The following is a 4,871-nucleotide window of genomic DNA, read 5'->3' as shown; positions in this document are numbered from 1 at the left end:
GGTCGCCGCGGGCGAGCCCACCACCCCCGCGGTGAGGTCCCCCGGGCGCAGGGGGCGATCGCTGCGGCGCAGCTGGCACAGGACGTCGAACTCCAGGCGCGTCACGCCGGAGTCGGCCAACAGGTCGTCGGAGGCCCCCTGGAGGAACCGGGCGGCCCGCAGGATCCGTCCGACGACGGCGATCGGCTCGGTGTCCAGCTCCGGCCGCCGGTCCGCCCACACCGCCCGGATGGCGTCGATCGCGTCACCCATCGCACCCCTTCGCTACACCGGTGAACTATCTTTGTTCACTGGTGAAAGGAGTATGCCGTGACACTCGTCCGGGAGCTGGTGCGGGTCGCGCCGCACGCAGGCGCGCACCGGCCCGCCCTGCGCTGCGCCGTCTCGGTGGGCGTCGCATCATTAGAACAGCTCGCCGTCGGGCGGCTGGACCTGCTCGGCGCGGCGGCGTTCGGGGCGTTCACCGCGATCTACGGCCGCGACCTGACGGTGCCGGGTCGCACGGCGGTGCAGGCGCTGACCGGCGTCGGGCTCACGCTCAGCGTCGCCGTCGGGCTGCTGGCCGCCCACCTGCCCGGGGCGCCGTGGGTCGAGCTCGCGGTGCTCGTCGCGCTGGCCGGGGTGGCCACGCTGGTCGGCGGGATCGTCGACTGGAAGCCGGGTGGCCCACTGTTCTTCGTGTTCGCCGCGGGGGCGTTCGCGGGGGCGCCCGTGCAGCCGGGCGGAACCGTCCTCGAGATCCTCGCGACGACGGCGGGCGCGGCCGCGTTCTCGGTGCTGATCGGCAGCGTCGGGGCGGTGTTCCCCACGCACGTCCGGGCGCGGCGACCGGTCGCGGTGCGGACGGCACGCGAGGTGCTGCGCAGCGGGATCGTGGGCGACGTCGTGCTGGCCTGTGCGCTCACCGCCCCGGTCGCCGTCCTGCTCGGGGTCGAGCACCTCTACTGGGCGCTGATCGGCGCGGTCGTGCCGGTCACCGCCGTCGGTGGGACCCAACGGCTGGCGCGCGGCCTGCACCGCATCGCGGGCACGCTCCTCGGCCTCGCGGTCGCCGCGCCGCTGCTGGCCGCGGGCCTGCCGGGCTGGGCGATCGTGGTGGTCGCCGTGGTCCTGCAGGTCGGCGCGGAGCTGTTCGTGCTCCGCAACTACGCGCTCGCGCTGGTGTTCGTCACGCCGTTGGCGCTGGTCGTGGGGGCGACGATGCACCCGGCGGCGACCGGCGAGCTGCTGACCGACCGGATCCTCGCCACCGTGGTGGGCGTGCTGGTCTCGCTGGCCGTCCTCGCCCTGCGCCGTCGTGAGCGGCGATGGTCGCCATAGCGACCATCGCCGCCCACAGGGTCAGATGATGGCGACCGCGACGATCAGGCCCAGTGCGATGTGGGTGGCCGCGACGACCCAGGCCTCCGGGAGGAGCTCGTCGGCGGCGAGCGCGGGACCGATCTTGATGCCGGTCACCCACTCCAACAGCCGCACGCCCGCGACCTGGGCGATGATCCCGACCAGGCCGAACACCAGCGACGCCAGCAGGCCCTCGAGGAGCAGCCCCGACGCCGTGAAGATCGCGATGACCACGATGAAGGCCATCGAGACCATCCCGGCCGAGGTGACCACCACGGCACCCGGCTTGCCGTCGCGGACCAGCTGGTTCAGCTTGCCGGGGGTGGTGACGTCGATGGCCCAGAAGCCGATCAGCATCAGCAGGGCGCCGAGCAGGGCGTAGAGCAGGATCGCGCCGACCCCGCGGCCGAGTCCGGCGAAGTAGGTGGCGTCCAGGGCGAGAGTCATCTGTTCCTCACGGGGAGCGAAGGGACTTCTACTGCGGGGGTCAGGACTCGGGGATGCGGTGCGGGACGAACGCCGCGCCGTCGTCCGTGACCAGGCCCGCGGTCTCGCGGATGCCCAGCCCGGCCGAGCCGTCGCCGACGATCCACGCACCCAGTGCGGGGCGGAAGCCGTCGAACTCGGGGAGCGCGTCGAACAGCTGGTAGACGTACCCCTCCTCGCCGTACACGCCGCCGGTCGAGACCTGCGAGCCGGGCGAGACGATGTCCACGTTCGCCCCCTCGCGGCCCAGCAGCGGCTTGCGCACGTACTCGGTGAGCAGCCCGGGGTCGTTGAGGTAGGCGGGCAGCAGGTTCGGGTGCCCGGGGTACATCTCCCAGAGGACGGCGAGGATCGCCTTGTTGGAGAGCACCGACTTCCAGAGCGGCTCGACCCAGAGGGTGTCCGGCAGGCTGCGCGCCACGTGCTTGCCGAAGTCCTCGGTGAGCATCCACTCCCAGGGGTACAGCTTGAACACGGACTGGATCGGGACCTCCGCGAGGTCGACGAACCGGTCCAGGTCGACGTCCCAGCCGATGTCCTCGATCCGCAGGCCGACGGTGTCCAGGCCGGCCTCCGCCGCTGTCTCCTGCAGGTACCCGACGGTCACGTGGTCCTCGCCGGTGGAGTCCCCGCCGGACCAGGTGAAGTGGACCTCGTTGGTCGGCAGCAGGGCCTTGATCTCGCCGAACCGCTCGACCAGCCGCTCGTGCAGCGAGTTCCACTGGTCGTCCGCCGGGTGGGTGTCCTTGAGCCAGTACCACTGCAGGATCGAGGCCTCGAGCAGCGTGGTGGGGGTGTCCGCGTTGTACTCGAGGAGCTTGGCGGGGCCGGAGCCGTCGTAGCGCAGGTCGAACCGCCCGTAGACGTGCGGGTCGTGCCGCTTCCAGGACTCGGCGACCTTCTCCCAGCACCACTCGGGCAGCGCGAAGTCGCGGAACCGCTCGGTGGTGACGACGTGGTCGACCGCCTCCAGGCACATCGAGTGCAGGAGCTCGACGTCCGCCTCGAGGGAGAGGATCTCGTCCATCTCGAAGACGTAGTGCACCGACTCGTCCCAGTACGGGCGGGCGAGGCCGTTCGCGTCCCGACCGGGGGCGTCGAACACCAGCCCCTGCTCGCGGACGGTCTGCTGCCAGCCGGGGCGTGGCGCCCCGCGTTCACGACGCACGGGTCAGCTCCCGCTGCTTCCGCCGGAGGACGAGCCGCCCGACGAGCTCGAGCCGCCCGAGGTCCCCTTGGGCCCGCCGCCGGAGGACGACGAGCTGCTGCCGCTGCTGACGCCGAGGCCGCCGCGGGAGATCGTCTTGCCCGAGGGCGTGCGGACGTTGCCGCTGCTCGGCACGGCCGTGGTGCCGCCGGAGGCGACCTGCCCGACGTTGCCGCTGCCGCCGTAGTTGTAGTGGTACTGGCCGCCGCCACCGCCGATGAAGATCGGGTAGAAGCCGCCGCCGCCGTAGTAGGTGTTGCCGGTGTTCGAGGCGGGGGTGACGCAGTTGCTGTCGTCCACCACGACGTTGTTCTCGTCGACGCAGCGGGCCTCGACCTCCTCGTCGTCCGAGGAGACGGCATAGCCGACGGCGATCAGCGCCACGACGCCGACCACCACGCCGGAGCCGATCAGGATCCGCTTGCGCTTCTTCTTCTTTCCCGCCTGCTCCTCGGCGAGCGCGGCCTCCTCGGCGCGGCGCCGGGCGCCCTGCTCGCGGGCCCGCTTCTCGGCCAGCGTGGGCTCGCGGGGGGTGGTGCTGCTCGCGTCCTGCTGTGACATGCGGCCACGCGACGCGGCGCCGACGGACTCCAGCGGGCCCGTGTCGTCCTCGGGCCTGCCGTCTTTCTCGCTCATCCCTCACCCCCGTGTGTCCCGAACCTATCTTGACGCTCACGATCGGCGGCCCCGAGGTGGTAACGGGTCCGCAACGAAGGCGCGGCTCCACACGACCGGGCGGTCGTCGGACGCCGACGACCCCTCGCAGCACGCGTACGACCGATGACCGCGCCACACCCCCACCGGTTCGGGGTCGCCCGGACGGGGCAGGCAAGATGGTCGACGACATGGACGAGCTCTTCACCCCGTCCGGCGACCGCTCCCCCCGCGGGGTCGCTCTCGCCGAACCTCCGGTCCGCTCCCCACGGACGAGCCCGCCGCCCACGTCACCGCCCCGTGGCGGTGGCCTGCGCGTTCCGGGCCGCCGTCAGGCGCGGCGCATCGTCGCGGCCGTGCTCGTGGGGGCCGGGGTGATGCTGGGCGTCGCCACGCTGGACACCGTCGCGGGCGCCACCGTCCCGGTGCTCGGCACCATCGCGGCCCTCCCGTCGCCGCACGGGACCGCCGCGGACATCGAGGACATCCCCCCGCCGCCCACCACGCCGGGCACCTGCCTGAACTGGACCCGGGCGGACGCGGCGGACACCGCCGTCGTCGACTGCACCCAGCCGCACCTGTTCGAGCAGGCCGGGACCGTGCAGCTCGTCGACCAGCAGACCCTCCCGGACGACGCGGCGATGCGGCAGCTCGTGAACGAGCGCTGCTCCCCCGTCGTCCTGCAGTACCTGGGCGGGAAGTACGACCCGAACGGCCGGTTCCGGGTGGGGGCGCTCAAGCCCTCGCAGAAGAAGTGGGACTCCGGCGACCGCGAGCTGCGCTGCGGCGTGCAGAGCGCCTCGCGCTCCGGCGCGCTCTACCCCCTCTCGGGCAAGGCGGCGGACCAGGACCAGTCCGGCGTCTACGAGCCGGGCACCTGCCTGGCGATCGACGAGCGCCGGGTCGGCGACCCGGTCGACTGCGCCGGACCGCACGCCGTCGAGGCCGTGGGCATCGTGGACCTCAGCCAGAAGTTCCCGGAGGGCTTCCCGGCCGTCGCGGACCAGGACGGTTTCCTGCAGCCGGAGTGCACGAAGATCGCCGCGGACTACGCGGGCGGCGCCCAGGTGATCGCGGACAAGAAGCTCACCGTGTACTGGGACAACGTCACCGAGGACTCGTGGAACGCGGGCACCCGGCGGGTCAACTGCAACCTGGCCGCGCTGCTGCCGGACCGCAGCGG

Annotated in this window: 6 protein-coding genes; 2 read left to right on the top strand and 4 right to left on the bottom strand. The window is 72.7% G+C overall.

All coding sequences use genetic code 11. The features are described 5' to 3' along the window. A partial coding sequence (locus H5J29_RS20960; RefSeq protein ID WP_512700131.1) for a winged helix DNA-binding protein occupies nt 1-252 on the bottom strand: 252 nt, incomplete at its 3' end. Between the two features lie 57 nt (nt 253-309). On the opposite strand from H5J29_RS20960, the gene H5J29_RS36315 reads away from it, so the two are divergent. After that, nucleotides 310-1,320: an FUSC family protein gene (locus tag H5J29_RS36315; RefSeq protein ID WP_181782750.1), complete on the top strand. Its 1,011-nt coding sequence runs from the start codon at nt 310-312 to the stop codon at nt 1,318-1,320. Nucleotides 1,321-1,341: 21 nt separating this feature from the next. Here the strand turns inward: H5J29_RS36315 and H5J29_RS20950 are convergent, their stop codons facing one another. From H5J29_RS20950 to H5J29_RS20940, 3 genes are read right to left on the bottom strand one after another with little or no spacing between them, the layout of a single operon-like run. Continuing rightward, entirely contained in the window at nt 1,342-1,788 is a 447-nt protein-coding gene (locus H5J29_RS20950; RefSeq protein ID WP_181782749.1) for a DUF350 domain-containing protein, read from the bottom strand. 40 nt (nt 1,789-1,828) lie between these two features. Beyond that, nucleotides 1,829-2,995 (bottom strand): glutathionylspermidine synthase family protein, encoded by a 1,167-nt coding sequence (locus H5J29_RS20945; protein WP_181782748.1) that lies wholly within the window; start codon nt 2,993-2,995, stop codon nt 1,829-1,831. 3 nt (nt 2,996-2,998) lie between these two features. After that, the gene (locus H5J29_RS20940; RefSeq protein WP_181782747.1) at nt 2,999-3,670 is read right to left on the bottom strand and encodes a hypothetical protein; all 672 of its coding nucleotides are present in this window, start codon (nt 3,668-3,670) and stop codon (nt 2,999-3,001) included. 374 nt (nt 3,671-4,044) lie between these two features. Here H5J29_RS20940 and H5J29_RS20935 point away from each other — a divergent pair. Beyond that, the coding region (locus H5J29_RS20935) for a septum formation family protein (RefSeq protein WP_181782746.1) at nt 4,045-4,871 on the top strand (827 nt) is incomplete at its 3' end.

This window comes from Pseudonocardia pini (genome assembly GCF_013870575.1).
In the GTDB taxonomy this organism is placed as follows: Bacteria; Actinomycetota; Actinomycetes; order Mycobacteriales; family Pseudonocardiaceae; genus Pseudonocardia; species Pseudonocardia pini.
This window is presented reverse-complemented; position numbering and strand designations above follow the sequence as displayed.

What these genes read in the sequence shown, in the direction of transcription:
- H5J29_RS20950 (WP_181782749.1), bottom strand. Translation starts at nt 1,788, where the DNA reads ATGACTCTCGCCCTGGACGCCACCTACTTCGCCGGACTCGGCCGCGGG.
- H5J29_RS20940 (WP_181782747.1), bottom strand. Translation starts at nt 3,670, where the DNA reads ATGAGCGAGAAAGACGGCAGGCCCGAGGACGACACGGGCCCGCTGGAG.